This is a genomic window from Streptomyces sp. NPDC045022 (genome assembly GCF_056432605.1).
In genome coordinates, this window is record NZ_JBWKIR010000010.1 from 35,775 (window position 1) to 60,082 (window position 24,308).

General features: G+C 71.7%; 18 protein-coding genes, 1 tRNA gene and 2 pseudogenes. 11 read left to right on the top strand and 10 right to left on the bottom strand.

What is annotated here, in order from left to right:
* Positions 1-43: 43 nt before the first annotated feature.
* The 3 genes and pseudogenes from AC07C1_RS19375 to AC07C1_RS19385 form a co-directional block, all read left to right on the top strand.
* Positions 44-775, top strand: a pseudogene (locus AC07C1_RS19375) (SDR family oxidoreductase); the annotation flags it as partial.
* Positions 776-1,082: 307 nt separating this feature from the next.
* The gene (locus tag AC07C1_RS19380) at positions 1,083-1,988 is read left to right on the top strand and encodes an SDR family oxidoreductase (RefSeq protein WP_478940491.1); all 906 of its coding nucleotides are present in this window, start codon (positions 1,083-1,085) and stop codon (positions 1,986-1,988) included.
* Positions 1,989-2,246: 258 nt separating this feature from the next.
* Positions 2,247-2,450 carry a hypothetical protein gene (locus tag AC07C1_RS19385; protein WP_478940493.1) on the top strand — a complete coding sequence of 68 codons (204 nt, stop codon included), beginning with the start codon at positions 2,247-2,249 and terminating at the stop codon, positions 2,448-2,450.
* A gap of 24 nt (positions 2,451-2,474) precedes the next feature.
* Here AC07C1_RS19385 and AC07C1_RS19390 read toward each other — a convergent pair whose 3' ends face one another.
* Positions 2,475-2,957, bottom strand: a complete 483-nt coding sequence (locus AC07C1_RS19390; protein WP_478940495.1) for a MarR family winged helix-turn-helix transcriptional regulator — start codon at positions 2,955-2,957, stop codon at positions 2,475-2,477.
* A 115-nt stretch (positions 2,958-3,072) separates the two neighbouring features.
* Between AC07C1_RS19390 and AC07C1_RS19395 the strand changes: the two genes are divergently transcribed.
* A complete protein-coding gene (locus AC07C1_RS19395; protein ID WP_478940496.1) occupies positions 3,073-4,512 on the top strand; it encodes an MFS transporter in 1,440 nt (479 codons plus the stop codon).
* 122 nt (positions 4,513-4,634) lie between these two features.
* Here the strand turns inward: AC07C1_RS19395 and AC07C1_RS19400 are convergent, their stop codons facing one another.
* Together AC07C1_RS19400 and AC07C1_RS19405 are read right to left on the bottom strand one after the other, a co-directional pair.
* A complete protein-coding gene (locus AC07C1_RS19400) occupies positions 4,635-5,516 on the bottom strand; it encodes a hypothetical protein (protein WP_478940497.1) in 882 nt (293 codons plus the stop codon).
* A 79-nt stretch (positions 5,517-5,595) separates the two neighbouring features.
* Positions 5,596-7,350: a glycoside hydrolase family 35 protein gene (locus AC07C1_RS19405; protein ID WP_478940499.1), complete on the bottom strand. Its 1,755-nt coding sequence runs from the start codon at positions 7,348-7,350 to the stop codon at positions 5,596-5,598.
* 176 nt (positions 7,351-7,526) lie between these two features.
* Between AC07C1_RS19405 and AC07C1_RS19410 the strand changes: the two are divergent.
* The 3 genes and pseudogenes from AC07C1_RS19410 to pepN all read left to right on the top strand — a co-directional run.
* A pseudogene (locus AC07C1_RS19410) lies at positions 7,527-8,405 on the top strand (helix-turn-helix domain-containing protein); the annotation flags it as partial.
* Positions 8,406-8,450: 45 nt separating this feature from the next.
* A complete protein-coding gene (locus tag AC07C1_RS19415) occupies positions 8,451-8,783 on the top strand; it encodes a chorismate mutase (RefSeq protein ID WP_478940860.1) in 333 nt (110 codons plus the stop codon).
* 92 nt (positions 8,784-8,875) lie between these two features.
* On the top strand, positions 8,876-11,506 hold the full coding sequence (pepN, locus tag AC07C1_RS19420; protein ID WP_478940500.1) for an aminopeptidase N: 2,631 nt from the start codon (positions 8,876-8,878) through the stop codon (positions 11,504-11,506).
* A 375-nt stretch (positions 11,507-11,881) separates the two neighbouring features.
* On the opposite strand, the gene AC07C1_RS19425 is transcribed toward pepN, so the two are convergent.
* Positions 11,882-12,469, bottom strand: a complete 588-nt coding sequence (locus AC07C1_RS19425; protein WP_478940502.1) for a GNAT family N-acetyltransferase — start codon at positions 12,467-12,469, stop codon at positions 11,882-11,884.
* A gap of 190 nt (positions 12,470-12,659) precedes the next feature.
* Here AC07C1_RS19425 and AC07C1_RS19430 point away from each other — a divergent pair, with 190 nt between their 5' ends.
* Both AC07C1_RS19430 and AC07C1_RS19435 read left to right on the top strand, forming a co-directional pair.
* Positions 12,660-14,021 (top strand): pyridoxal phosphate-dependent decarboxylase family protein, encoded by a 1,362-nt coding sequence (locus tag AC07C1_RS19430; RefSeq protein ID WP_478940504.1) that lies wholly within the window; start codon positions 12,660-12,662, stop codon positions 14,019-14,021.
* The gene (locus AC07C1_RS19435; protein WP_478940506.1) at positions 14,018-15,430 is read left to right on the top strand and encodes a lysine N(6)-hydroxylase/L-ornithine N(5)-oxygenase family protein; all 1,413 of its coding nucleotides are present in this window, start codon (positions 14,018-14,020) and stop codon (positions 15,428-15,430) included. Before AC07C1_RS19430 ends, AC07C1_RS19435 begins: the two co-directional genes overlap by 4 nt.
* Positions 15,431-15,461: 31 nt before the next feature.
* Here AC07C1_RS19435 and AC07C1_RS19440 read toward each other — a convergent pair whose 3' ends face one another.
* Positions 15,462-17,267: a bifunctional metallophosphatase/5'-nucleotidase gene (locus AC07C1_RS19440; protein ID WP_478940508.1), complete on the bottom strand. Its 1,806-nt coding sequence runs from the start codon at positions 17,265-17,267 to the stop codon at positions 15,462-15,464.
* A gap of 225 nt (positions 17,268-17,492) precedes the next feature.
* Between AC07C1_RS19440 and pyk the strand changes: the two genes are divergently transcribed.
* Positions 17,493-18,932 carry a pyruvate kinase gene (gene pyk, locus AC07C1_RS19445; RefSeq protein WP_478940510.1) on the top strand — a complete coding sequence of 480 codons (1,440 nt, stop codon included), beginning with the start codon at positions 17,493-17,495 and terminating at the stop codon, positions 18,930-18,932.
* Positions 18,933-18,990: 58 nt separating this feature from the next.
* On the opposite strand, the gene AC07C1_RS19450 is transcribed toward pyk, so the two are convergent.
* Positions 18,991-19,065, bottom strand: a tRNA-Leu gene (locus tag AC07C1_RS19450).
* 100 nt (positions 19,066-19,165) lie between these two features.
* Between AC07C1_RS19450 and AC07C1_RS19455 the strand changes: the two genes are divergently transcribed.
* On the top strand, positions 19,166-19,819 hold the full coding sequence (locus AC07C1_RS19455; RefSeq protein WP_478940512.1) for an ANTAR domain-containing response regulator: 654 nt from the start codon (positions 19,166-19,168) through the stop codon (positions 19,817-19,819).
* A 70-nt stretch (positions 19,820-19,889) separates the two neighbouring features.
* On the opposite strand, the gene AC07C1_RS19460 is transcribed toward AC07C1_RS19455, so the two are convergent.
* From AC07C1_RS19460 to AC07C1_RS19475, 4 genes are read right to left on the bottom strand one after another with little or no spacing between them, the layout of a single operon-like run.
* Positions 19,890-20,606 carry an ABC transporter ATP-binding protein gene (locus AC07C1_RS19460; RefSeq protein WP_478940514.1) on the bottom strand — a complete coding sequence of 239 codons (717 nt, stop codon included), beginning with the start codon at positions 20,604-20,606 and terminating at the stop codon, positions 19,890-19,892.
* Positions 20,603-21,529, bottom strand: a complete 927-nt coding sequence (locus AC07C1_RS19465) for an ABC transporter ATP-binding protein (protein ID WP_478940516.1) — start codon at positions 21,527-21,529, stop codon at positions 20,603-20,605. The genes AC07C1_RS19460 and AC07C1_RS19465 overlap by 4 nt, the downstream gene beginning before the upstream one ends.
* 6 nt (positions 21,530-21,535) lie before the next feature.
* Positions 21,536-23,317, bottom strand: a complete 1,782-nt coding sequence (locus AC07C1_RS19470; protein ID WP_478940517.1) for a branched-chain amino acid ABC transporter permease — start codon at positions 23,315-23,317, stop codon at positions 21,536-21,538.
* Positions 23,318-23,322: 5 nt separating this feature from the next.
* Positions 23,323-24,252 carry a branched-chain amino acid ABC transporter permease gene (locus AC07C1_RS19475; RefSeq protein ID WP_478940519.1) on the bottom strand — a complete coding sequence of 310 codons (930 nt, stop codon included), beginning with the start codon at positions 24,250-24,252 and terminating at the stop codon, positions 23,323-23,325.
* Positions 24,253-24,308 lie beyond the last annotated feature (56 nt).

Sequence of the window (24,308 nt, forward strand, 5' to 3'; positions counted from 1 at the left end):
AAGACGAGCGGGAGAGCCTGTGGACAACTCGACGGCGCACCCTGTGGACAACTCCCTGTACGGCCGGACCGTCGTCGTCACCGGCGGCACCCGGGGGGTCGGCGCCGGGATCGCGCGGGCCTTCGCCGAGGCCGGCGCCCGGGTTCTGACCTGCGCCCGCAGACCCCCCGAACAGCCACTGGAGGGCGCCGAGTTCACCCCGCTCGACCTGCGTGACCCGTCCGCCGTCCGCGCTTTCTTCGCCGCCCTGCCCCGCCTCGACGTGCTCGTCAACAACGCCGGCGGCACGCCGTACCGGCTGCTGGCCGACGCCGGGCCCGAACAGCACGCGAAGGTCGTCGAGTTGAATCTGATCGCGCCGCTGACCGCGTCCCTCGCCGCGTACGAGCACCTGCGGCGCAGCCACGGCTCGATCGTGATGGTCGGCAGCGTCAGCGGCGGCCGTCCCTCGCCCGGTTCGGCCGCCTACGGCGCGGCCAAGGCGGGCCTCGCGAACCTGGCCGCCTCCATGGCCGTGGAATGGGGGCCGGAGGTCCGCGTCAACACGCTGGTGGCCGGCATGGTCCGCACCGAACAGGCTCGCCTGCACTACGGCGGTCCCGACGGCCTCGCCGCCGTCTCCCGCACCGTCCCGCTCGGCCGGCTGGCGGCCCCCGCCGACATCGGCGCCGCCGCCGTCTTCCTCGCCTCCGACGCGGCCGGCTACATCAGCGGGGCGAGTCTGCAGGTGCACGGGGGCGGGGAGCGGCCGGCGTTCCTGGACGCCGCGACAGCCGGCGGGGACATGCCGACGGACCGCCCGGACGCGGCTGCGGCGTGCCCGGACGCGGCTGCCGCGGGCGAGGGTATTCGCTGTGCCGCGACGGCCGACCGGGATGTTCCGGGTGCCTTCACCGCTGACGGCCCTGGGTGTGGCGCGGGCGCCGGCCCGGATCTTCCGGGTTCCTCCAGCGGCGCGGGCCTTGAGCCTGCCGCGATCCCCGACCGGGAATCGCCGGGTGCCTCCCCCGACGAGGACCAGCGTGCCGGGACCGCCGACCGGGAATGGCCGGGTGCCTCAACCAGTCACGAGGAGGGATGGGATGAGCGGAATCTGTGACGGCCGGGTCGTCGTCGTCACCGGGGCCGGCCGCGGGCTCGGCCGTGCCCATGCCCTCGCCTTCGCGGCCGAGGGGGCACGGGTCGTCGTCAACGATCTCGGTGTCGGACTGGACGGCGCGCCGGGCGCGGAGAACCCGGCGGACGCCGTCGTGGCGGAGATCCGGGCCGCGGGCGGGGAGGCGGTCGCGCACGGCGGTGACATAGCCGCCGGTGCGGGTGCCGCGTCCCTGATCCGGGCCGCCGTGCAGACGTACGGCCGGCTCGACACCCTCGTCAGCAACGCCGGCTTCCTGCGCGACCGGATGCTGGTCAACCTCGACGAGCGCGACTGGGACGCCGTGATCCGCGTCCATCTCAAGGGGCACTTCCTGCCCCTGAAGCACGCCGCCGCGCACTGGCGGGCCGAGGCCAAGGCGGGGCGCACCCCGGTGGCCCGGGTCGTCCACACCAGCAGCGGGGCGGGTCTGCTGGGCTCGGTCGGGCAGGGCAACTACAGCGCGGCCAAGGCCGGGATCGCCGGTCTCACCCTGGTCGCCGCGGCCGAACTGGCCCGCTACGGCGTCCAGGTCAACGCCGTCGCCCCCGCCGCGCGCACGCGCATGACGGAACGTACCTTCGCCGAGACGATGGCGGTACCGGCCGCCGGATTCGACGCCATGGCACCGGAGAACGTCTCCCCGCTCGTGGTCTGGCTCGGCTCGGCCGCCAGCGCGGGCGTGACCGGCCGGGTGTTCGAGGCGGAGGGCGGCCGGATCACCGTCATGGAGGGCTGGCGGCCCGGCCCCACCGCCGACAAGGGAGCGCGGTGGACGCCGGCCGAGGCGGGGGAGGCGGCACGCGGACTGCTGACGGCCGCGGAGCCACCGGGGGCGGTCTACGGGGCCTAGTGCCTCTCGTTTGGGTCATGCCGGGCTCGCGGGGCCTGGCACCGCACCTCGCCGCGTTGTCGTCGGTTGCCATGGCTCCGCCATGACGCCCTCCTCCGCCTTGCGATGCACGGCGCCAGGCCCCGCTCCCCGATCCGGCATGACCCAAACGAAAGGCCGTAGTCGCAGGGGAGTTCGGACGGTCCGACGGCCGGCTGCCGGGAAACCGTAGGTACGGGTACTCATGCGCGAGCCGTGGCCACCGCTTACCGTCGCCGGATGCCCACGAGTCCGCCACAGCGGTCCGCATCCGTCCGCAAGAGCGGCTGGTGCGGCTGCGTGCTGTTCGCCGCACTGCCCGTCGCCTGGCCCATCGCCTCGGTCTTCCTGCCGGAGCGACTGGCCTGGTTCCCCTACTGGCTGGCAGCCGTGCTCTGGAACGGAACCGATGGGCAGGGCGGGCTCAGTCACTTGCTCGGCTAGCGGCCAAGACGCCTGCCCGGTGGTTCAGCCGGTGAGGCGGGCCGCTGCCGCGCGCTGCCGCTCGCTCATCACCGACAGGAACCGGACCACGGTCTCCAGCTCCCGGGTGCTGAACTCCTCGCAGGCCTCGACGATGTCCCGCGCCCAGTCCTCGAAGAACTCTGCCAGCTCGCCGAGCTTCTCCTGGTTCAGTTCGACCACGACCCGGCGCTTGTCCGTCGGGTGCTTGACCCTGCGGACGAAGCCCTTGGTCTCCAGCCGGTCGAGCAGGCCGGTGACGGAGGCGGGGGCGAGGGCGGTCAGCTCGGCGAGGTCCTTGGCGGTGAGCGGACCCTTGCGCTGGAGGTAGTCGAGGGTCTTCTCCTCCGTCGCGTTCAGCCCCTGCTTGGCGGCGACGGCCGAGTGGAACATCACCGTCACGGCGCTGTGGGCCCGCCCCACGTCCATGAGCTGTCCCAGGACCTCGGCGCGCGCCGCCTCGTCCCGCTTCTCGTCTCCCTTGGTCATGGGTCCAGGCTAACAAATATTTCGTTCGCTCGAACTAAAGACTTGCCATCGGTGCGGTGCCGGTGCAAGTCTTTCGTTAGGTCGAACGAAATAAATCCGAGCCGAGGGAGAACCCATGTCCACGACCGCCACCGCAAGCCCGCCGTCCCTCGCGGAACCCCACCCGCGCCGCTGGGCCGCCGCCGTCGTGATGATGATCGCGGCGCTGATGGATCTGCTGGACGGCACGATCGTCAATGTGGCGGTCCCGTCCATCAGCCGGGACCTGCACGCCTCCGCGAGCGATCTGCAATGGGTCGTCTCCGCCTACCTGCTCGGCTTCGCCGCCGCGCTGATCGTCTCCGGCCACCTCGGCGACCGCATCGGCCGCCGCCCTCTTTTCCTCACCGGCACCGTGGGCTTCGGGCTGGCCAGTCTGGCCTGCGGAATCGCCCAGTCACCGGGGCAGCTGACAGCCGCCCGCGCGGTCCAGGGCATCGTGGCGGGCGTGCTGGTGCCCCAGGTGATCGGCTCGTTCCGCACCCTCTTCCACGGCAAGGAACGCGGGGCCGCCTTCGGGATGTACGGCGCCGTCGCCGGGTTCGCCTCCGCGATCGGGCTGCTGCTCGGCGGGGTGCTCACCGACGCCGACCTGTTCGGCTGGGGCTGGCGTTCGGTCTTCCTCGTGAACGTGCCGGTCGCGGTCGCGACGTTCGTGGGCGGCCTGCTGCTGGTGCCGGCCACGCACGAACGGTCGGCGGGCCGGCCGGACGTGCTGGGCAGCCTGGTGCTGGCCGGCGGACTGGTCGCGATCGTGCTGCCGCTGGTGCAGGGGCGGCAGAACGGCTGGCCGGTGTGGGGCTGGGTGTGCCTCGCGGCGGGCACGGTGGCCGTGGTCGGCCTCGGGGTGTACGAGGCCCGGCGGCACCGGCCCGGGACGCTGCCGCTGCTGCCGGCGCGCGCCTTCGGGCTCCCGGCGTTCTCGGTGGGTGTGCTGGTCCAGCTGCTGTTCTCCCTCGGTATGCAGGGCTTCTTCCTGGTCTTCGCGGTCTGGCTGCAGAGCGGCGAGGGGTACACGCCGATGCAGGCCGGAGTGGTGACGGTCGCCTTCTCGGTCGGCGGTTTCCTCACCGCGCCAGCCGCGGACGGGCTCGCCGTCAGGTACGGGCGGCTGGTGCTCGGCGCCGGGGCGTTGATGATGGCGGGCGGCTTCGGCTGGGTGTGGGCCGTGGTCGACGGTGCGTCCGCCGTGCACACGGGGGCGTGGCCGTTGGTGCCGGGGCTGCTGATCGCCGGGGCCGGGCTCGGGTTCCTGGTGGTGCCGCTGGTGAACGTGGTGCTGTCCGCCGTACCGGGGGAGTTGGCGGGTGGCGCGTCCGGGATCTTCTCCACGGCCCAGCAGTTCGGGGGAGCGCTCGGGGCGGCGGTGGTCGGCACGGTGTTCTTCGGGGCCGTGGGGGAGGGGCTGAGCGGGGCGCTGGCCGACGCCATGCCGTGGGTCGTGGGGGCGTTCGCGGTGTGCGGGGTGTTGTGTGCGGCGCTCCCTCGGCGGGCGGTCGCGGAACACCTCGGCTGATCCACCGGCCCAGGGGCCCCGGTCCCCCTGGGCCTTCCGGCCGGCCGAGTCGGGTACCGGACGGGCGAGGGCCGGGGGCGAGCCCGGCATGATCCAAACGAGAGGCCCGAGGTGCCGCGCGCCTACGTGTCGCACTCCAGTACCGTCCGGCACAATCCGCACCGCGCGCGGACGCGCCCCCGTACCGGCACCCTGATCCGCTGGTGGCAGGTCGGGCAGGGGAAGGAGACGCGGAGGTGGCCGGAGGGATCGGGGGTGAAGGCGTAGGGGGCCGTCGGCGGGACGCCCGAGGCGTGCCGGCGGTCGTGGGCGTACCGGCGCCGCCCCGCCCAGCCGGCCCCGGTCAGCGGTGGCTGCTGCTCGTCCTGGCGGGCCCGGGCCATGCCCTTGACGTAGGCGGTGTAGGCCTGCGGGCTGGTGAACCACACGGAGGGGTCCTCGTGGAAGAGCAGCGCCCGCTTGGCCAGGACGTAGCCGAACTCCTCCGGCGTGAGGTAGCCCAGCTTCTGGGACGAGACCCCGTCCTCACGGAAGGCGTCCAGCAGCAGCCAGCCCGCGCCCAGGTAGGTCGTCACCGTGTCCGTGAGGATCTCGTTCTCCGCCGTGGTGGGGAAGGCCAGGTCCAGGCGGTGCAGGTAGACGTGGGCGACCTCGTGGGCGAGCGCCGCGCCGATGTCCCCGCGATGGGTGCGGAAGCGGTCGTTCAGTTCCACGAAGTACTCGGGTCCCGCGGTCAGTTCGACGTTCGCCGCATGCGTCATCTCCCGGAAGCCGACGATCAGCCGGGCATCCGGCAGCCGGAAGTGCCGCACGATCTCGCGGGCCACGCGCTGCGCGCCCAGATGAAGGTCGTCGGTGTCGCAGAAGGTCACGTCTGCGGGGGCCACACTGGTCGAGAACGTCCGGACGGTGTCGTCGGACAGCCGCTTGTAGAGCGCCGTGACGGCGGCCCGCACCGTTTCCAGATGCGGGTAGCCGTGCTCGACGGGTCCGCCGTTCGCCACGTCCACACCCCCAAAGACGCCGGAACTCCTCTCCACTGTAGGCGGGGCACGCGGCCGGCGAACGCGGGCGGGCGGCCGGTCACACGGGCAGCAGGCGGGGCGCCGACAGGTCCGGTCCGGTGCCGTGCAACTCCAGCAGCCACAGCTCGTTCTCGCCCTCCCGCAGCACCGGCCCCGGCACGTACAGGAACCGCTGGGGGCCGGCCGACCAGTAGCGGCCGAGGTTGAAACCGTTGATCCAGACGAAGCCGCGCGTCCAGCCGGGCAGCGCGAGCCGGGCGTCCCCCGCCCCGCGGACGGTGAGCGTGCCCCGGTACAGCCCCGGGGCGCCCTCCTCGGGCAGCGCACGGAACGGCACCGGGTCGACACCGTCGGCGAAGGCGTCCAGATCCAGCCCGCGCGCGCGTACCCCGTGCAGGTACTGCCGCTCGTGCAGGATGCCGCCGGTGATGCCCTTCGCCTCGCCGGAGCGGGGCCCGTAGTTCACCCTCCCCAGGGACTCCGTCCACAGCTCCACGCGCGCGGGGCCGGCGACCGGCTCCGTCAGCCGCGGCTCCTCCTCGGTGAGCACTCCGGCCCGCTCACCGTCCACGTACACCGTCGCGAGATCCCGCAGCCCGCGCACGGTCAGCGGGTACGGCTGCCGCGGCCCCGGCACGTCCACCGTGTAGCGCACGAGGCCCCGGGTGATCCCGAGATCCTCGAAGTCCGGCGGTGTCGGGGCCACGGTCTCCGCACCGCCCAGCGCCTCCATTACGTCACCCAGCGGCGCCCATCCGGTGAACGCGGCCTCGGCCGCAGCGACCAAGGGGGCGGGCTGGGGCGGCGGTTCGGGCAGCGGGCCGGTGCGGTACCCGGCCAGCACCTCGCGGAAGCGCCAGAACTTCTCCGTCGGGCGGCCGTACTCGTCCACCGGCGCGTCGTAGTCGTACGACGTCACGTCCGGCTCCAGCGGGCCCTCGTGCAGCTCGCCGCCGCGGTTGGCTCCCGCCCAGCCCGCGAAGCTCGTGCCACCGTGCGCCATGTAGAGGTTCACCGAAGCCCCGCACTCCAGGATCTCCCGCAGCGCCTCGGCGGCCTCACCGGGGTCCCGTACGACGTGCTCACCGGCCCAGTGGTCGAACCAGCCGCACCAGAACTCCATGCACATCAGCGGACCCTCGGGGTGGTGACGGCGCAGTGCCCCGAAGGCCACGCGCGCGTGGGAGCCGAAGTTCACCGTGGCGAGCACGCCGGGCAGCGAGCCGCCGGTCAGCATGTGGTCCTCGGGACCGTCCGAGGTGAACAACGGGACCGTGACCCCCTCGGCCCGCAGCAGCCCGGCCAGCTCCGCAAGATAGCCGGTGTCGCTGCCGTAGCTGCCGTACTCGTTCTCGACCTGCACCATGAGCACCGGGCCGCCGCGGTCGATCTGCCGGGGCACGATCTCGCGCAGCAGATGGCAAAACCAGTTCCGCACATGGAACAGGTAGCGCTCGTCCCGGGTACGCGCGCGTGCGCCCAGCTCGCCCGTCAGCCACGCCGGCAGTCCGCCGTTCTCCCACTCGGCGCAGATGTAGGGGCCCGGCCGCACGATCGCCCACAGGCCGGCCTCCCGGACCGCGTCCAGGAACCGGCTGACCGCCCGCACGTCCCGGTAGCGCCCCGGGCCCGGCTGGTGCAGGTTCCACGGAACGTACGTCTCCACGCAGTTCAGGCCCATCGCCCGCAGCATCGCCAGCCGGTGCCGCCACTGCGCCTCGTGCACCCGGAAGTAGTGCAGTGCCCCCGACAGCAGCCTTACCGGCCGCCCGTCCAGCAGGAAGTCCGACTCACCCACCGCGAACTCACTCACGCGCCCACCCCACCCCGCCCTCGCTCCCGCCCACGGCCTCACTCCTGCGCCGGCCCACTGCCCCCGGCCGCGCTCATGCGTCCCAGCCTCACCCCTGGCGGTGCCGCCGCGCCATGGACGAAGATCGGCGCTGCTTGGACAAAAGTCCGTCGCCGCCGACGCCGGGAGGAGCGCCGATGTACCAGACCTGGATGCGGTTCTTCAGCCCGGGCCCCGCCCACCACCGCCTCGGCCTGGTCTGTCTCGGCGTCGGCCTCCAGCACGGCGCGCTGCCCACGGTCGGCCCGCGCACCCTCGGGCACCACGTGGCCGTCGTGATCAGCTCGGGCGGCGGCTGGTATCGGGGCGCCGACGGCCGCCGCACGACCGTCACCGCGCCCGCCCTGCTGTGGCTCACCCCCGGCGTGCCCCACCACTACGCGCCCGATCCCGACACCGGCTGGGACGAGGGCTTCGTGGATTTCGCCGGGCCCGCCACCCCCACCTACACCGAACTCGGCTACATCGAACCGGAGCGGCCCGTCGTCCCGCTCTCCGACGCCTCCGCCCCGCGCGCGGTCATCGCCCGTATCGCCCGCGCCGCCCGCCGCGGCAACCCCCTGCTGGAGGTGGAGACCGGCGCCGCCGTGCACGAACTCCTCGTCGCCCTGCGCCGCGCCCGCGCCGACCTCGCCCCCGACGGCCAGCACGTCCTCGAGGCCCTGGCCCGGGACGCCTGCGCACCGATGAGCGTCGCCGACCACGCCGCCCGGCACGGGATGACCACCGCGGAGCTGCGCGGCGCGGTCCGCCGGGCCGCCGGGTGCAGCCCCAAGGACTACCTCCTCGGCATCCGCCTGGGCCGTGCCAAGGAGCTGCTCGCCGCCACGGAACTGCCCGTCGCGGCCGTCGCCCGCCGCGTCGGCTACGACGACCCCGCCTACTTCTCCCGGCTGTTCACCCGCCGCGTCGGCCTCGCCCCCGTCCGCTTCCGCGCCCAGCAGGGCCGCAGCGTCCCCGGCGGCTGGAGCGACCGCGTCCCCGACCCCGACGATCCGCCGATGATCCAGTCTCCGGACACCCCGTGGGCGAGGCCCGGTGACCGCATAGGGTGGGCGCCCATGACCACCAGCAACACCGGTAGCGGTGACGTGGACCCCGAGATCCGCCAGGAACTGGAGCGGCTGCGCGACAGCATCGACAACATCGACGCGGCCGTCGTCCACATGCTCGCCGAGCGCTTCAAGGCCACCCAGCAGGTCGGCAGGCTCAAGGCGGTGCACCAGCTGCCGCCCGCCGACCCGGCGCGCGAGGCCCGGCAGATCGAGCGGCTGCGCAGCCTCGCCGAGAGCGCCAAGCTCGACCCGGCCTTCGCCGAGAAGTTCCTGAACTTCATCATCGCCGAGGTCATCCGCCACCACGAGCGCATCGCCGAGGACACCAACGGGCGCTGAGCCCCGCCCGGCTCCCCGGGGGCAGGAGGCGCGGACCGGATATATGCCGTGTACCGGTCCGCCCCTGTGCGCTGTCGGTCCCATCGGGCAGCATGGCGTGCATGTCCGTACTCACGCGCGATGAGGCGCAGCTCCGAGCACAGTTCCTCGACGTCCACCGCTACACGGTCGAACTGGACCTCACCACCGGTGAGGAGACCTTCGACTCCCGCACCGCGATCCGGTTCACCGCACGGTCCGACGGGGACACGTTCGTCGAGCTGAAGCCCGCCGAGCTGCGCGGAGTCACGCTCGACGGGCAGCCTCTCGACCCGGAGACGCTGCACGCGGACCGGCTGCCGCTGAAGAACCTCACCGCCGGCGAGCACGAACTGCGCGTCGACGCGGTCATGCGCTACTCCCGTACCGGCGAGGGCATGCACCGCTTCACCGACCCGAGCGACGGCCAGACGTACGTCTACACGCAGATGTTCATGGACGACGTCCAGCGCATCTTCGCCGCCTTCGACCAGCCCGACCTGAAGGCCGTCTTCGAGGTCTCCGTGAAGGCGCCCGAGGGCTGGACCGTCCTCGCCAACGGCATCACCGAGCAGCGCGGCGACGGTGTCTGGCAGGCCGCGCCCACCCCGCTGATCTCCACCTACCTCGCCGCCGTCGCCGCGGGCCCCTGGCACTCGGTACGCACCGAGCACCGCGGACTGCCCTTCGGCATCCACTGCCGCCGCTCCCTCGCGCCGTATCTCGACGCCGACGCCGACGAGATCCTCGACGTCACACGCGCGTGCTTCGACCGCTACCACGAGAAGTTCGACGAGCCGTACCCCTTCGACTCCTACGACCAGGCGTTCGTCCCCGAGTTCAACGCGGGCGCCATGGAGAACCCGGGTCTGGTCACCTTCCGCGACGACTTCGTCTACCGCTCCGCCGTCACCGACACCGAGCGGCAGACCCGCGCCATGGTCATCGCGCACGAGATGGCCCACATGTGGTTCGGCGACCTCGTCACCCTCAAGTGGTGGGACGACATCTGGCTGAACGAGTCCTTCGCCGAGTACATGGGCTACCAGACCACTGCCGAGGCCACCCGGTTCACCGACCCCTGGACCGAGTTCGGCGTCACCCGCAAGGCGTGGGGCTACGACGCCGACCAGCGGCCCACCACCCACCCGGTCGCCCCCGAGAACGTCGACGACACCGCCTCCGCGCTGCTCAACTTCGACGGCATCTCCTACGCCAAGGGCGCCTCCGCGCTGCGCCAGCTGGCCGCCTGGCTCGGCGAGAAGGACTTCCTCGCCGGCATCAACGCCCACTTCGCCCGGCACAAGTTCGGCAACGCCACCCTCGCCGACTTCATCGACTCCCTCGCCTCGGCCACCGACCGTGACGTGCCCGGCTGGGCCGACAGCTGGCTGCGCACCACCGGCGTCGACACCCTCAGCCCCCGGGTGAGCGCCGACAACGGCGACGTGCACCTCGCCATCCGGCACCTGGGCAGCCCCGGCGTCGGGTCCGCACCCGACCCGGTACCGGACCGGGACGGCCCGCGGGAGCGCACCACCCTCGCCGCGCCCGGCAGCAGCCGCCCGCACCGCATCACCATCGGCATCTACGACCACGACCTCCACGACGAACGCCGCCTGATCCTGCGCAAGCGCGTGGAAGCCGACATCCCCGCCAGCGACGACCTCGACCTGAGCACCCCGGGCTCACGGCCCGCCCTCGTCCTCCTCAACGACGGCGACCTCACCTACGCCAAGGTCCGCTTCGACGACGGCTCCTTCGAGACGCTGCGCAGCAGCCTGTCCGGTCTGCCGGACCCGCTCACCCGCGCGGTCGTCTGGAACGCCCTCAGGGACGCGGTGCGCGACGGCGAACTCGCGCCCGCCGCCTACCTGGAGACGGCCCGCGCCCACCTCCCGCGCGAGACCGACCTGGCCGTCGCCCAGGGCGTCCTCGCCTTCGCCTCCGGGCAGATCGCCGACCAGTACCTGCCGGCCGCGGAGCGCCCGGCCGCCCTGGCCACGCTCACCTCCCTCTGCCGTGACCTGCTGCGGCGCACCGAGGACGGCGACAACCCGGGCCTGCGCCTGATCGCCGTACGGCATCTGATCGGCGTGGCCGCCCACCCGGACGCCATCGCCGCCTGGCTCGCCGACGGCACGGTGCCCGGCGGCCCGGAACTCGACCCCGAGCTGCGCTGGCGCATCCTCGGCCGGCTCGCCGTGCTCGGCGCCACCGACGAGGCCGCCATCGCCGCCGAGCTGGAGCGCGACCCGAGCGCCACCGGCCAGGAGGGCGCCGCCCGCTGCCGTGCCGCCCTGCCCGAACCGGAGGCGAAGCGCGCGGCCTGGGCGGCGATGTTCACCGGCGAAGACCTGTCCAACTATCTCTTCACGGCCACCGCGCAGGGCTTCTGGCAGCCCGAACAGGCCGAGCTGGTACGGGAGTACGTGCCGCGCTTCTACGAGGACGCCGTCGCGGTCGCCGGCCGCCGCGGCCCCGCCATCGCCGTCGCCGCCGGCCGCTGGGCCTTCCCGGCGCACGCCGTGGACGCGGAGAACCTGCGCCTCGGCGAGGCCTGCCTGCGTGACGCCGACCTCACCCCGGCGCTGCGCCGCACCCTCGCAGACCGCCTCGACGACCTCGCCCGCGCCCTCCGCGTGCGCGGACAGCAGGGCGAGCAGGGGGAGAAGACGCGGGAAGGGGAGGTATCCGGGGCGTAGTTCCCGCGCCCCGGGCTGCGGCTGACCTCTACCGAGGGCCAGCCGCGCCCGCCCGGCGCCGCCTGGCCGAGGACCAGCCTCGCCCTCCCGGCGCCGCGTGGCCGAGGACCAGCCTCGCCCTCCCGGCGCCGCCTCACATCAGCACACCCGTTATATCCAGCCTCCGGCGCCCCACCGACGGCTCCCCGCCCCGGCCTCCGGCGGGCAGCGGTACGGCCCGCTGTCCGAGTCACGCCGAGCCAGTCTCCAGCGGCCCCGCGGTACCGTCGGCTGCCTGAGCCGGCCTTCGGCGGCTCGCGGTACGGCCGCTGCCAAGCCACGCCGAGCCGGCCTTCGGCGCCCCGCGGTACCGCCCGCTGTCCGAGTCAGCCCCGGCTAGCCTTCGGCGGGACGCAGGGCCGGCCGCTGTCCGGGCCGGTCTTCCGCGGGGCGGAGCACCGCGCGCCGTACCCCTGCCGCGCGCGGACCCGGCCGCCCGTCGGCGTCGCCGGACCGTGCCGGTGCGTCGGTGTCCAGGGTGAAACCCAGCCGGCGCAGGAAGAGTTCGCCGGAGTGCCAGCCGGGCGGGACCGTGGCCGTCACCACCGAGGCGTCCTCGGCGCGGGCCAGCAGGGAGGCGGCCAGGGCCCGGCCGAGGCCCCGCCCGCGCGCCCAGGGCGCCAGCAGGAAGAGTCCCACCGCCACCGCCCCGGGCTCCGGATGGTTCCGCACGGCGTCCACCACGCCCGCCACCACCCCGTCCCGCTCCAGCACCAGCAGCACCTTGTCGCCGGGGTCCGCGCCCTCCGGCAGCGCGTAGAACAGGCTCTGCACGTCACCCGGTCCCGACGGCAGCCCCGTCGCCGCCACGAACCAGTCCTCGCACTCCCCGAACAGCGTGAGCAGCGGCCCCTCGTCCGCCGGGCCGAGTTCGCGCACCAGCACCCGCTCACCGGGCACGTCGATCATCCACGCGTCAACCATCCGACCGACGTTAGCGCGCGCGGGCACCTCCCCACACGCTTTCCCCCCGCACGGCAGTACCCACTTTCGGGTACTGATCCCCAGGCTTTCGGGACGCGCGGCGCTCTTCCCGTACAAGCTGGAAGTCCCCGGGCGGAAACGTCCGTACAGAAGCCTCCGAACCCCGTCCCCGCGCCCCGGAGGAAAGCCCATGAGCACGCCGCCTCCCCTCGCCTCAGGACCCGACGGCCCCGCCGCCCTGCGGCCGCTCCTCCGCACCGTCCTCGACGCTCTCGCGGCCGGTGGCCGGGCACGCGGCGGACCGCTGCCCGCCGGCGGGCCGGAGGCCGTCGCCGCGCGGGTCGCCGACACCGTCGGGGACGTCCTGCCGGACGACGGCGACCCCGACGCCCTGCGGGCCCTCGTGCATGTCCTCGCCGAGGGCGCCGCCGACCCCGCCGACCCGCTGTGCGCGGCCCATCTGCACTGCCCGCCGCTCGCCGTGGCCGCCGCCGCAGACCTGGCCGCCAGTGCCCTGAACCCCTCCTTGGACTCGTGGGACCAGGCCCCGGCCGCCTCCGCCCTGGAAGCCGCGGTCACCCGAGCCCTCGCCCACGCGGCCGGTCTCGCCGACGCACTGGTCACCACCGGCGGTACCGAGTCCAACCAGCTCGCCCTGCTGCTCGCCCGCGAGGCCTACGGCGGCGGCGTCCGACTGGTCTGCGGTGCCAACGCCCACCACTCCCTGCCGCGCGCCGCCTGGCTGCTCGGCCTGCCCGACCCGGTCGTCGTGCCGGCGCCGCGCGGCATCCTCGACCCGGCCGCCCTGCACGAGACCCTCACCGCTCTGCCCGGCCCGCTGCTGGTCGCCGCCACCGCCGGCACCACCGACGCCGGCCTCATCGACCCGCTGCCCGAGATCGCCGGCCTGTGCACCGCTCACGGCGCCCGTCTGCACGTCGACGCCGCCTACGGCGCAGGCCTCCTCTTCAGCGACCGGCACCACGACAAGCTCGCCGGGCTCGAAGCCGCCCACACGGTCACCCTCGACCTGCACAAGCTCGGCTGGCAGCCGGTCGCCGCGGGTCTCCTCGCCGTCGCCCGCCCCCGTGAACTGGCCGCACTCCACCAGCGCGTCGACTACCTGAACGCCGGCGACGACACCGAGGCCGGACTCCCCGATCTGCTGGGCCGCTCCCTGCGCACCAGCCGCCGCCCCGACATCCTCAAGACCGCGGTCACGCTGAAGACCCTCGGGCGCACCGGACTCGGCGCCCTGGTCGACCAGGTGTGCGCCCGCGCCCGCGAGTTCGCCGCGCTCGTCCAGGAGCACCCGGGCTTCGAGCTGTACGACCGGCCGGTCATCAGCACGGTCCTGTTCCGGCCCGCCGAGGCCGGCGACGACGCCGTGGCCGCCGTACGCCGCAGGCTGCTGCACGAGGGCCGAGCCGTCCTCGGCCGCGCCCGGCTCGACGGCCGCCTCTGGCTCAAGGCCACCCTGCTCAACCCCCACACCCGGCCGGACGAACTGGCCCAGCTCCTGAAACTCGCAGAAGGAACGACCCCCACATGACCATCCCCCCACGCCACGAGCCCGCATCCGCCCGCGATCTGGTCGGTATCGGCATCGGACCGTGCAACCTCTCGCTCGCCGCCCTCGCCCACCCGCTCGCCGAACTCGACTCAGTCTTCTACGAGCAGCGCCCCGGTTTCGACTGGCACCCCGGCCTGCTCATCGACGGCGCCACCATCCAAGTGCCCTACCTGGCCGACCTGGTGACCCTCGCCGACCCCACCAGCCCCTGGAGCTTCCTGAACTACCTCAGGAGCCGCGAGCGGATCTTCCCCTTCTACTTCGCCGAGCGCTTCCACATCCAGCGCGCCGAGTACGACGCCTACTGCCGCTGGGTCGCGCAGAGCCTGCCCGGGCTGCGCTTCCGCCACCAGGTCGACGCCGTCCGCTGGAACCCGGAACGGGACGCGTTCGAGGTCGACTTCACCCAGCTCGACACCGACGGCGAGGCCGAGGCCCTGGGCCGCACCTACACCCGCAACATCGTCCTCGGTGTCGGCACCGTCCCCTATGTGCCCGACCCCCTCAAGCCCCTGGTGGACACGCCCTCCGCCCCCGTCGTCCACGCCGCCGACTACCTCGGCCACCGCGCCGCCGTCCTCGCCGCCGAGCACGTCACCGTCGTCGGCTCCGGACAGTCCGGCGCCGAGGTCTTCCTCGATCTGCTGCGGCACCGCCCCGCCGGCCGCGAGAAGCTGCACTGGATCGGCCGTACCGAGGCGTTCGCGCCGATGGAGTACTCCAAGCTCGGCCTGGAGCACTTCACACCCGACTACACCCGCTACTTCCACGCCCTCACCGAGCCGGTCCGCGACCGGCTGGTCGCCGCCCAGTGGCAGCTGCACAAGGGCATCGACGCCGGCACGCTCGCCGCCATCCACGAGGAGCTGTACCGGCGGACCCTGGACGGCGGCTGGCCCGATGCCGTCCTCACCCCGGGCGTCCGGGTCCGCACGGCCGGCCGGATCGCCACCGCGAAGATCGAACTCCATCTGGAGCACCTCCAGCAGGGCAGCCGCTCCCGCCTCACCACCGACGCGGTCGTCCTCGCCACCGGCTACCGCGAACGCCCCCTCGGCCGCATCCTCGCCGGGCTCGACCCCTATCTGCGCCGCGACAGCAGCGAACGCCTGCGTGTCGACGAGGAGTTCCGGCTCGTCCTCGACCCCTCGGTCACCGGCTCGGTGTACGTCCAGAACGCCGAACTGCACACCCACGGCGTCGGCGCCCCCGACCTCGGCCTCGCCGCCTGGCGCAGCGCCACCATCCTCAACTCGCTCACCGGAAAGGATCCGTATCCGCTGCCGACCCGAACGGCCTTCACCACCTTCGGGCTCGAGGAGGTCCCGTCCCGGGTGCCGGAGGCCAGGCGGGTGAAGCAGCTGACCCCGCTCGTCGAGGGCAGGTGACGAGCGGGGTCATGACCGATCCGCGGCAGCTCTAGAACACCGGCGTGCCGTTCCGGGTGAGCTTCCAGTCCACCGAAGCGAAGTCCTTGGGGTCGAGTACGCCCTTCGCGGTGACCCACTCCGCGATCCTGGTGCGGATCTCCGTCGACTCCGACCACAGCTCCTTGGCCGTGGCGACATACGGGAACGCACCGCCGCCGTTGGCCCGGTAGTTGTTCACCGCGAGCACGAACTGCCGGGTGTCGTCCAGCGGGGCCCCGTCGAAGGTCAGGTTCTTGATCCGTGACCCGGCCGGCTGGGCGATGTCGATGTCGTACGAGAGGCCCGAGACGTAGTCGTAGTTGTAGTCCGGGCGGCCACCGGCGTTGGTCAGCTTCTCGACGTCCACCGTGGCGTCGGCGGCCGTCTGCGCGTAGTACTCCGCGGAGTACTCCAGGTAGGCGCGCACCTGAGCGCCCGTCAGCAGCTTGGCGACCAGCGTGTTGTCGTAGACGTACAGGCTCGACAGGTCACGGATCGTCACGTCGCCGGCCGGGATCTCGGAGGTCCGGGAGAACGGCGAGGCCTGCGCGATCACCGGCAGGGAGGCGTACTCGGTGCCCGCGAGCGCCGCCTTGACCACGTCCTCCTGGACCTTGGTGATCAGGTCGATGATCGGGGCGTCCTTGTAGCGCGCCTCGACGGTGGTCAGCGTCTCGGTCGCCCGGCCCACGACCTGGTTGACGTACGCGACGACCTTCCGGTGCTCGTCCTCGAGCAGCTTGGTGATCTTCGGGTCGTCGGCGACCGTGTTGGAGTTGCGCAGCGACGCGGAGACCGACTCGACCTCCCACTTCCCCTTGCTGAACACCAGCTCGATGTCGAAGAGGGTGAGCCGCTCGGCGTAGCACAGCGGCTCGGAGAGCACGACGGTCCTGCCGGTCTGCTCGTTGACGACCTTCAGCTCGGGGATCTCCACGTGCGCGTGGCCGACCAGGATCGCGTCGATGCCCGGCACCCGCTTGGCCACCTCGGCGGCCGCGTTCTCCAGGTACGGCACCTGGTCACCGTACGACGACGTGCCCGACGTACCCGAGTGCGCGGAGACCACGACCACGTCCGCGCCCAGCGACCTGAGCCTCGGCACCCACTTCGCGGCCTGTTCCTCCAGGCCCTCGAACTTCAGCTTGCCCTGCACATAGGCCTTGTCCCAGATGGCGATGCCCGGGTTGGTCAGGCCGAGCACGGCGACCTTGACCGGCTTGGCACCGGGCACGTGGAACTTCTTGACGAAGTAGGGCGGGAAGGCCGGCTTGAGCGTCTTGGCGTCGACCGCGTTGGCGCCGAGCAGCGGGAAGTCCAGCTGGTCCTCGAACCTGCGCAGGGTCTCGATGCCGTAGTTGAACTCGTGGTTGCCGAGCGCCGCCGCGTCGTACCCGATCGCGTTCATCGCCTGCGCCATCGGGTGCACCGGGCCGCCCTTGGCGGTGATCGGGTCGACCTTGGCGTAGTAGTACGTCAGCGGGGTGCCCTGGATGGTGTCACCGGCGTCCAGCAGCAGCGTGTTGCGGCAGCCTTTCTCCTCGCGCACCTGGTCGACCAGGGTCGAGATCCGGGCCAGGCCCATGGCGTTGCCGGCCTTGTCGGCGTACTCGGCGTCCTTGTAGTAGTCCCAGTTGAAAACGTGGCCGTGCAGGTCGGTGGTGCCCATGACCGTCAGGGAGTACCGCTTCACGGGGTGCCCGGGCCCGGTCCGCTCCGCCGCCTCGGCCGCCGGAGCCGCCGCCGCACCGGCGATCGCCACTCCCGCCCCGGTGGCGGCGGACTTCTTCAGGAACTTCCGGCGGTTCAACGGCATGTCTCGGTCTCCTCGGCCTTGATCAACGACGCGCGTAGATTCTGACCTGAGCATGACCTACGGCAACAGGTCCTGGAGGTTGCGATCTGATGACCCTGCCGGAAATCGCTCATAGGAGCGAGTCGTCGCACAATTCAACAGTTGTCAACGTCCCTTTACCCAGAGTGTGTTGAGTGGTCATACGGCGCCAATTCTCTACCCGTGGGTAAGGCATAGGCTCGACTCATGCGCCGAGCAAAGATCGTCTGCACCCTGGGGCCCGCCACCGACTCGTACGACCAGATCAAGGCACTGGTCGAGGCCGGAATGGACGTCGCCCGCTTCAACCTCAGCCACGGCACCCACGCCGAACACGAGGAGCGATATCAGCGGGTGCGAAAGGCGGCCGATGAAACCGGACGCAGCGTCGGAATCCTCGGCGACCTTCAAGGTCCGAAGATCCGGCTCGGCCGCTTCGGCGAGGGGCCGGTACTGCTTGAACGCGGCGACACCTTCACCATCACCGTGGAGGAGGGCGTAGAGGGCGACCGTCACCGGTGCGGCACCAGCTACGCCGGTCTCGCCGCCGACGTCGGCCCTGGCGAGCGCGTCCTCGTGGACGACGGCAAGGTCTGCCTGGAGGTGACCGCCGTCGACGGCCCCCGGGTCCGCACCCGGGTGGTCGAGGGGGGCGTGATCTCCGACCACAAGGGCCTGAACCTCCCCGGCGTCGCCGTCTCCGTCCCCGCCCTCTCGAAGAAGGACGAGGACGACCTGCGCTGGGCGCTGCGCACCGGCTTCGACGTCATCGCCCTCTCCTTCGTCCGCAGTGGCAGGGACGTCCAGGACGTCCACCGCATCATGGACGAGGAGGGCCGGCGCCTCCCGGTGATCGCCAAGGTCGAGAAGCCGCAGGCCGTCGAGAACATCGACGACATCGTGGCCGCCTTCGACGGCATCATGGTCGCGCGCGGCGACCTGGGCGTGGAGATGCCGCTGGAACAGGTCCCGATCGTCCAGAAGCGCGCCGCCAAGCTCGCCCAGCGCAACGCCAAGCCGGTCATCGTCGCCACCCAGATGCTGGACTCGATGATCGACAACTCCCGGCCGACCCGCGCCGAGGCCTCCGACGTGGCCAACGCGGTCCTCGACGGGGCGGACGCGGTGATGCTCTCCGGCGAGACCAGTGTCGGCAAGCACCCGATCGAGACCGTGCGGACCATGGCGAAGATCGTCGCGGCGGCCGAGGAGACCATGCTCGCCAAGGGCCTGCCGCCGCTGACCGAGCAGAACAAGCCGCGCACCCAGGGCGGCGCGGTCGCCCGGGCCGCCGCCGAGATGGGCGACTTCCTCGGCGCGAAGTTCCTGGTGGCGTTCACCCAGTCGGGAGACACGGCCCGCCGCCTGTCCCGCTACCGCTCGCCGATCCCGGTGCTGGCCTTCACCCCGGAGCCGGCCACCCGCTCCCAGCTCAGCCTCAGCTGGGGCGTGGAGACCTTCATCGGCCCGCACGTCGACTCCACCGACGCCATGGTCGACCAGGTGGACGAGCTGCTCCTGAAGTACGGCCGCTGCCGGCAGGGCGACATCGTGGTGATCACGGCCGGCTCCCCGCCCGGGGTCTCCGGCTCGACCAACATGGTCCGCGTCCACCACATCGGCGAGGACGACAGCCCGAAAGCATGAGAAAGGGCCCCTCACCCGGAGGGGCCCGACAATGCTGACCTTGGAATCCAAGGAAAAGTGCCCCGAGTCGGACTCGAACCGACACTGTACGGGTTTTGAATCCGTTGCCTACTGCCAATTGGGCTACCGGGGCTCGCAGAATCCAAGGTTACCTTTGACCCTCCGCGCGTCCACCATACCGTAGCTAGGTAGGCTCTTGTCAGCAGTACCCCTGTCCTGAACGAGGAGCTTCTGTGGCCGCCGAGTCGCCCCAGCCCGTAGACGTGCCCGACGACGACAAGTCGCACGTACCTCCGCTGACGACCCGTGTCGTCATCGCCGAGGACGAGGCCCTGATCCGGCTCGACCTGAAAGAAATGCTGGAGGAGGAGGGGTACACCGTCGTCGGCGAGGCCGGGGACGGTGAGCAGGCCGTCGAGCTGGCCCGCGAGCACAAGCCGGACCTGGTCATCCTGGACGTGAAGATGCCCAAGCTCGACGGCATCTCCGCGGCCGAGAAGATCGCCGAGGAGTCCATCGCGCCGGTCCTGATGCTCACCGCCTTCTCGCAGCGCGACCTCGTGGAGCGGGCCCGGGACGCCGGTGCCATGGCCTACCTGGTGAAGCCGTTCAGCAAGAGCGACGTCGTCCCGGCCATCGAGATGGCCGTCTCCCGCTTCACCGAGCTGAGGCAGCTGGAGCAGGAGGTCGCCGACCTCACCCAGCGGCTGGAGACCCGCAAGCTGGTCGACCGGGCGAAGTCCATCCTGCAGACCGAGTACGGCCTGACCGAGCCGGCCGCCTTCCGCTGGATCCAGAAGACCTCCATGGACCGCCGTCTGTCGATGCAGCAGGTAGCCGAGGCGGTCATCGCCGACAGCGAGGAGAAGAAGGCCAAGAAGGCCTGAGTCGTCTGAGTGGTACGACAGAGGCCCGCGCCCCGGAGAAGGGGGCGCGGGCCTGTCGTGTATCAGGCGGTCAGTCCTCGCCGAGATAGGCCTTGCGCACGGACTCGTCGTGCAGCAGGTCCTGACCGCTGCCCGACAGGACGATGTTGCCGACCTCCATGACATGGCCCTGATCGGCGAGCGAGAGTGCCGCCTGGGCGTTCTGCTCGACCAGCAGGATCGTCGTGCCCTGGGACTTCAGCTCGACGATCGTCGCCATGATCTTCTGCATCATGATCGGCGACAGGCCCATGGACGGCTCGTCCAGCATCAGCAGCTTGGGCTGGGACATCAGCGCCCGGCCCATCGCCAGCATCTGCTGCTCACCGCCCGAGAGGGTGCCCGCGGCCTGCTTCCTGCGCTCCCCGAGGATGGGGAAGAGGTCGTAGGCGCGCTGGATGTCCTTCTCGATGCCCTCCTTGTCCTTCCGGAGGAAGGCGCCGAGCTGGAGGTTCTCGGCGATGGTCAGCCGCGGGAAGATGTGCCGGCCCTCGGGGGAGTGGGCGAGTCCGAGAGAGACGATCTTGTGCGCCGGGACGCCGGTGAGCGGCTTGCCGTCGAAGACGATCTTCCCGGAGGCGGGCTTCAGCAGACCCGAGAGCGTGCGCAGGGTCGTCGTCTTGCCGGCGCCGTTGGTGCCGATGAGGGTGACGACCTGGCCGGCCTCGACGCTGAACGAGATGCCCTTGACGGCCTCGATCTTGCCGTAGGCGACCCTGAGGTCCTCGACCTCCAGCAGTGCGGTCACTGGGCCTCTCCCTTGGTGGTGCTGGTGCTCTCCGCGCCGGTGGTCTCCGCGCCGGCGGGCTCGGCTTCGGCTTCGGCGGATCCGGCTTCGGCGGCGGCCTCTGCGGCCTCCGCCTCTGCGGCCTCGACCTCTGCGACCTCCGCCTCGCCGGGGTCGCCCTCGAAGGGCTCGCCCAGGTAGGCGGCGACGACCCGCTCGTCGGCCTGCACGACGTCGGAGGTGCCCTCGACGAGCTTCTCGCCCTGGACGAGGACCGCGACGCGGTCGCACAGGTTGAAGATGAAGCGCATGTCGTGCTCGATGACGAGCACGGCGATGCCCTTGTCCCGGATGGCGAAGACCAGTTCCTCGGTGGTCCGGGTCTCCTGCGGGTTCATGCCGGCCGTCGGCTCGTCGAGCAGCAGCAGACCCGGCTCACTGGCCAGCGCCCGTGCGATCTCCAGCTTGCGCTGCTCGCCGTAGGGCAGGTTGCGGGCCAGGTGGTCCCGCTTGGCGGCGAGTCCGACGAACTCCAGGAGTTCCATGGCCTTCGCCTCGGACTCCTTCTCGGCCTTGCGGAAACCGGGGCCGCGCAGCAGCGCGGACCACAGACCCTCCTTGGTCCGCGTGTGGCGGCCCACGAGGACGTTCTCCAGGACGGTCATGTTGGCGAAGAGCCGGATGTTCTGGAAGGTACGGGCGATGCCCGCCTGCGTCACCAGGTGCGGCTTGGGCGGCAGCACCCGCCCCTGGTACGCGACCGTGCCCTCGGTGGGGACGTACAGACCGGTGAGGCAGTTGAAGAAGGTGGTCTTGCCGGCTCCGTTCGGGCCGATCAGGCCGACGATCTCGCCGCTGTTGACCGTGAAGTCCACCGAGCGGACGGCGGTCAGACCACCGAAGCGCATCGTGACGTCACGGGCTTCGAGTACAGGTGTCGTCATAATTCTTCACGCCCCTGCTTTGCTGACGGCCGGTTCGTCGGTCAGCGTCGTCTGCTCTGGTACGTCGAGTTGGCCGGTCTCGTGGAACTCCAGCTGGCGGCGGCGGTTGGCGATGATGCCCTCCGGCCGGAAGCGCATCAGCAGGATCAGCGCGATACCGAAGGCGAACAGCTCGTAGTTCTGCAGGAACTGGAGCTTCTCGGGGACCAGGTACAGGACGCTCGCGCCGAGCAGCGGACCGCTGACGGTCCCCATGCCGCCGAGGACGACGGCGGCCAGCAGGAAGGCCGAGTTGGGCGGGGCGGCGCCGGCGAACTGGTACGGCTGCGGGTTCACGCTGTAGTTGACGTGCGCCATCACGGTGCCGGCGAGACCCGCGAGGGAGGCGCCGAGCGCGAAGGCGACCAGCTTGACCCGGAAGCCGTTGATGCCCATGGCGGTCGCGGCGGTCTCGTCCTCGCGGATGGCGATCCAGGAGCGGCCGATGCGGGAGTCGGCGGCGCGGGTGAAGACGAGCACGACGATCGCCGTGACGATGAGCATCAGGAACAGGTAGTTGGCGAACCGGCCGAGCGTGAATCCGCCGATGTCATGGGCCGCGCCCAGGTTGAACCCGAAGATGTCCAGGTCCGGGATCTGGGTGATGCCGTTGGGGCCGCGGGTGATGTCCGGACCGGAGTCGCCGTCCAGGTTGTTGACGGTGATACGGAAGATCTCACCGAAGCCGAGCGTCACGATGGCCAGGTAGTCGCCGCGCAGCCGCAGGGTCGGCGCGCCGATCAGCACACCGAAGACCAGCGAGGCGGCCATGCCGGTCAGGGCGGCGGCCCAGAACGGGAACTGGACGCCGGAGAACCGGGAGTACTCGGAGCCGGAGACCAGGGCGGCCGCGTAGGCGCCGACGCCGAGGAACGCGACGTAACCGAGGTCGAGCAGACCGGTGAGGCCGACGACGATGTTCAGGCCGAGGGCGACGGTGGCGAAGATCAGGATGTTCACGCCGACGTTGGCGTTGTGGTCGTCGCTCTGGGTGAACGGGAAGATCACCGCGGCGACGAAGGCGAGCGTCGAGGCGAACGCCTTGTGCCGAGCGGAGATCGTCGCGTAGCGGTCGACGAGGCCGGTGTGGATCAGGGCCCAGGCGCCGAAGACGACGAGGAGCAGGAACCCGATGAAGGTCTCGCTCGCGTCGTTGTCGATACCGATGCCGTAGGTGAAGGCCACCAGGGCGATCGCGGTGCCGGCGGTGATGACGCCGCGCTCGGCGAGCGGGGACAGCTTGCCGGGGCGGGGCTGCTGGGGCTTGGCGAGGTAACCGCGGAAGCCGGTGCCCGGAGCCGGGTGCGGCAGGGCGAGGGCGCCGATGACGGGAAGCGCGGAGGCCACCATCGCCACGTAGGCGCCGGGGTCGAGGTTGACCAGGCCGCCGAGGTCGACGGCGATGGCGATGCCGGTGAACCAGCAGACGGCGAACGCCGACAGGGCCGCCAGGAGGACGGGGGAGGTGGCGTTCGCGGGGTTCAGCCGGCGCAGTCCCGGCACGTTCCACAGGGTGAGCCCGAACAGCAGGCAGAGAGCGCCGGCCACGAGCGCGAGGACCTGCAGGCCCGCCGGGTAGCCGTAGACGGTCAGGTCGCCGGGGAACTCGGGCGTCCAGGTCCAGCTGAGGAAGGTGCTGGCGATGGTGCCGACGGCACCGGCCGTGATGAGCAGGCGGGCGACGGCGGAGCCGAGCGGGACGGGCCCGCGCCCGGTCGCTGCCGGGGACTTGGTGGTGGTGTCGGTCATGCTGCTCACGCCCTGTCCGCGACGCGTTCGCCCAACAGGCCCTGTGGCCTGAACAGGAGTACGAGGATGAGGAGGACGAAGGCCCACACCGCGGCCCAGCCACCTCCGCCCAGCTGCTGCATGCCGGGGATGTCGGCGATGTAGGCGGTGGCCATGGCCTCGGCCAGGCCGAGGACGAGGCCGCCGAGCATGGCGCCGTAGATGTTGCCGATGCCGCCGAGGACGGCCGCGGTGAACGCCTTCAGACCGGCGATGAAGCCCATGTCGTACGAGACGGAGCCGTACTTGAGTCCGTACGACAGACCGGCGACGGCCGCGAAGAAGCCGCCGATGGCGAAGGCGACGACGATGATGCGGTTGGTGTCGATGCCCATCAGCTGGGCGGTGTCCGGGTCCTGGGCGGTGGCCTGCATGGCGCGGCCGGTGCGGGAGAGACGGACGAAGAAGGCGAGGACCGCCATGCACAGCGGGGCGGCGATGATCAGGAAGACATCACCGCTCTGCACGGTGACGGAGCCGAGGTGCAGCGGGCCGAACGGCAACTGCGGGAAGACCCGGGCCGACTTGGCCTCGGGGTACCAGTTGAAGACCGCCTGCTGCAGGGCGAGCGACAGGCCGATCGCGGTGATCAACGGGGCGAGGCGTGGTGCGCCGCGCAGCGGACGGTAGGCGAAGCGCTCGGCGCCGACGGCGATGAGCACGGCGACCAGGGCACCGCCGATGAGCATCGCCGGCAGGGCTATCCACATGGATATGCCGTCCGGCAGGGCGAGGTAGACCGTGAGAGCGCCGAAGCCTCCGGTCATGAAGATCTCGCCGTGGGCGAAGTTGATGAGCTGGACGATGCCGTACACCATCGTGTAGCCGATGGCGATCAGCCCGTACATCGAGCCGAGGAACAGCCCGTTGGCCAGCTGCTGCGGCAGGGTGTTCACCGCATGGCCTCCATGTGGTGGGGAGAGTCAAGGGGGGCGGTAGAAGTCGGGCCGCG

What these genes read in the sequence shown, in the direction of transcription:
- AC07C1_RS19385 (WP_478940493.1), top strand. Translation starts at nt 2,247, where the DNA reads ATGCCCACGAGTCCGCCACAGCGGTCCGCATCCGTCCGCAAGAGCGGC.
- pepN (WP_478940500.1), top strand. Translation starts at nt 8,876, where the DNA reads ATGGCGTGCATGTCCGTACTCACGCGCGATGAGGCGCAGCTCCGAGCA.
- AC07C1_RS19415 (WP_478940860.1), top strand. Translation starts at nt 8,451, where the DNA reads ATGACCACCAGCAACACCGGTAGCGGTGACGTGGACCCCGAGATCCGC.
- AC07C1_RS19440 (WP_478940508.1), bottom strand. Translation starts at nt 17,267, where the DNA reads ATGCCGTTGAACCGCCGGAAGTTCCTGAAGAAGTCCGCCGCCACCGGG.
- AC07C1_RS19390 (WP_478940495.1), bottom strand. Translation starts at nt 2,957, where the DNA reads ATGACCAAGGGAGACGAGAAGCGGGACGAGGCGGCGCGCGCCGAGGTC.
- AC07C1_RS19425 (WP_478940502.1), bottom strand. Translation starts at nt 12,469, where the DNA reads ATGGTTGACGCGTGGATGATCGACGTGCCCGGTGAGCGGGTGCTGGTG.
- AC07C1_RS19435 (WP_478940506.1), top strand. Translation starts at nt 14,018, where the DNA reads ATGACCATCCCCCCACGCCACGAGCCCGCATCCGCCCGCGATCTGGTC.
- AC07C1_RS19465 (WP_478940516.1), bottom strand. Translation starts at nt 21,529, where the DNA reads ATGACGACACCTGTACTCGAAGCCCGTGACGTCACGATGCGCTTCGGT.
- AC07C1_RS19380 (WP_478940491.1), top strand. Translation starts at nt 1,083, where the DNA reads ATGAGCGGAATCTGTGACGGCCGGGTCGTCGTCGTCACCGGGGCCGGC.
- AC07C1_RS19470 (WP_478940517.1), bottom strand. Translation starts at nt 23,317, where the DNA reads ATGACCGACACCACCACCAAGTCCCCGGCAGCGACCGGGCGCGGGCCC.
- pyk (WP_478940510.1), top strand. Translation starts at nt 17,493, where the DNA reads ATGCGCCGAGCAAAGATCGTCTGCACCCTGGGGCCCGCCACCGACTCG.
- AC07C1_RS19430 (WP_478940504.1), top strand. Translation starts at nt 12,660, where the DNA reads ATGAGCACGCCGCCTCCCCTCGCCTCAGGACCCGACGGCCCCGCCGCC.
- AC07C1_RS19395 (WP_478940496.1), top strand. Translation starts at nt 3,073, where the DNA reads ATGTCCACGACCGCCACCGCAAGCCCGCCGTCCCTCGCGGAACCCCAC.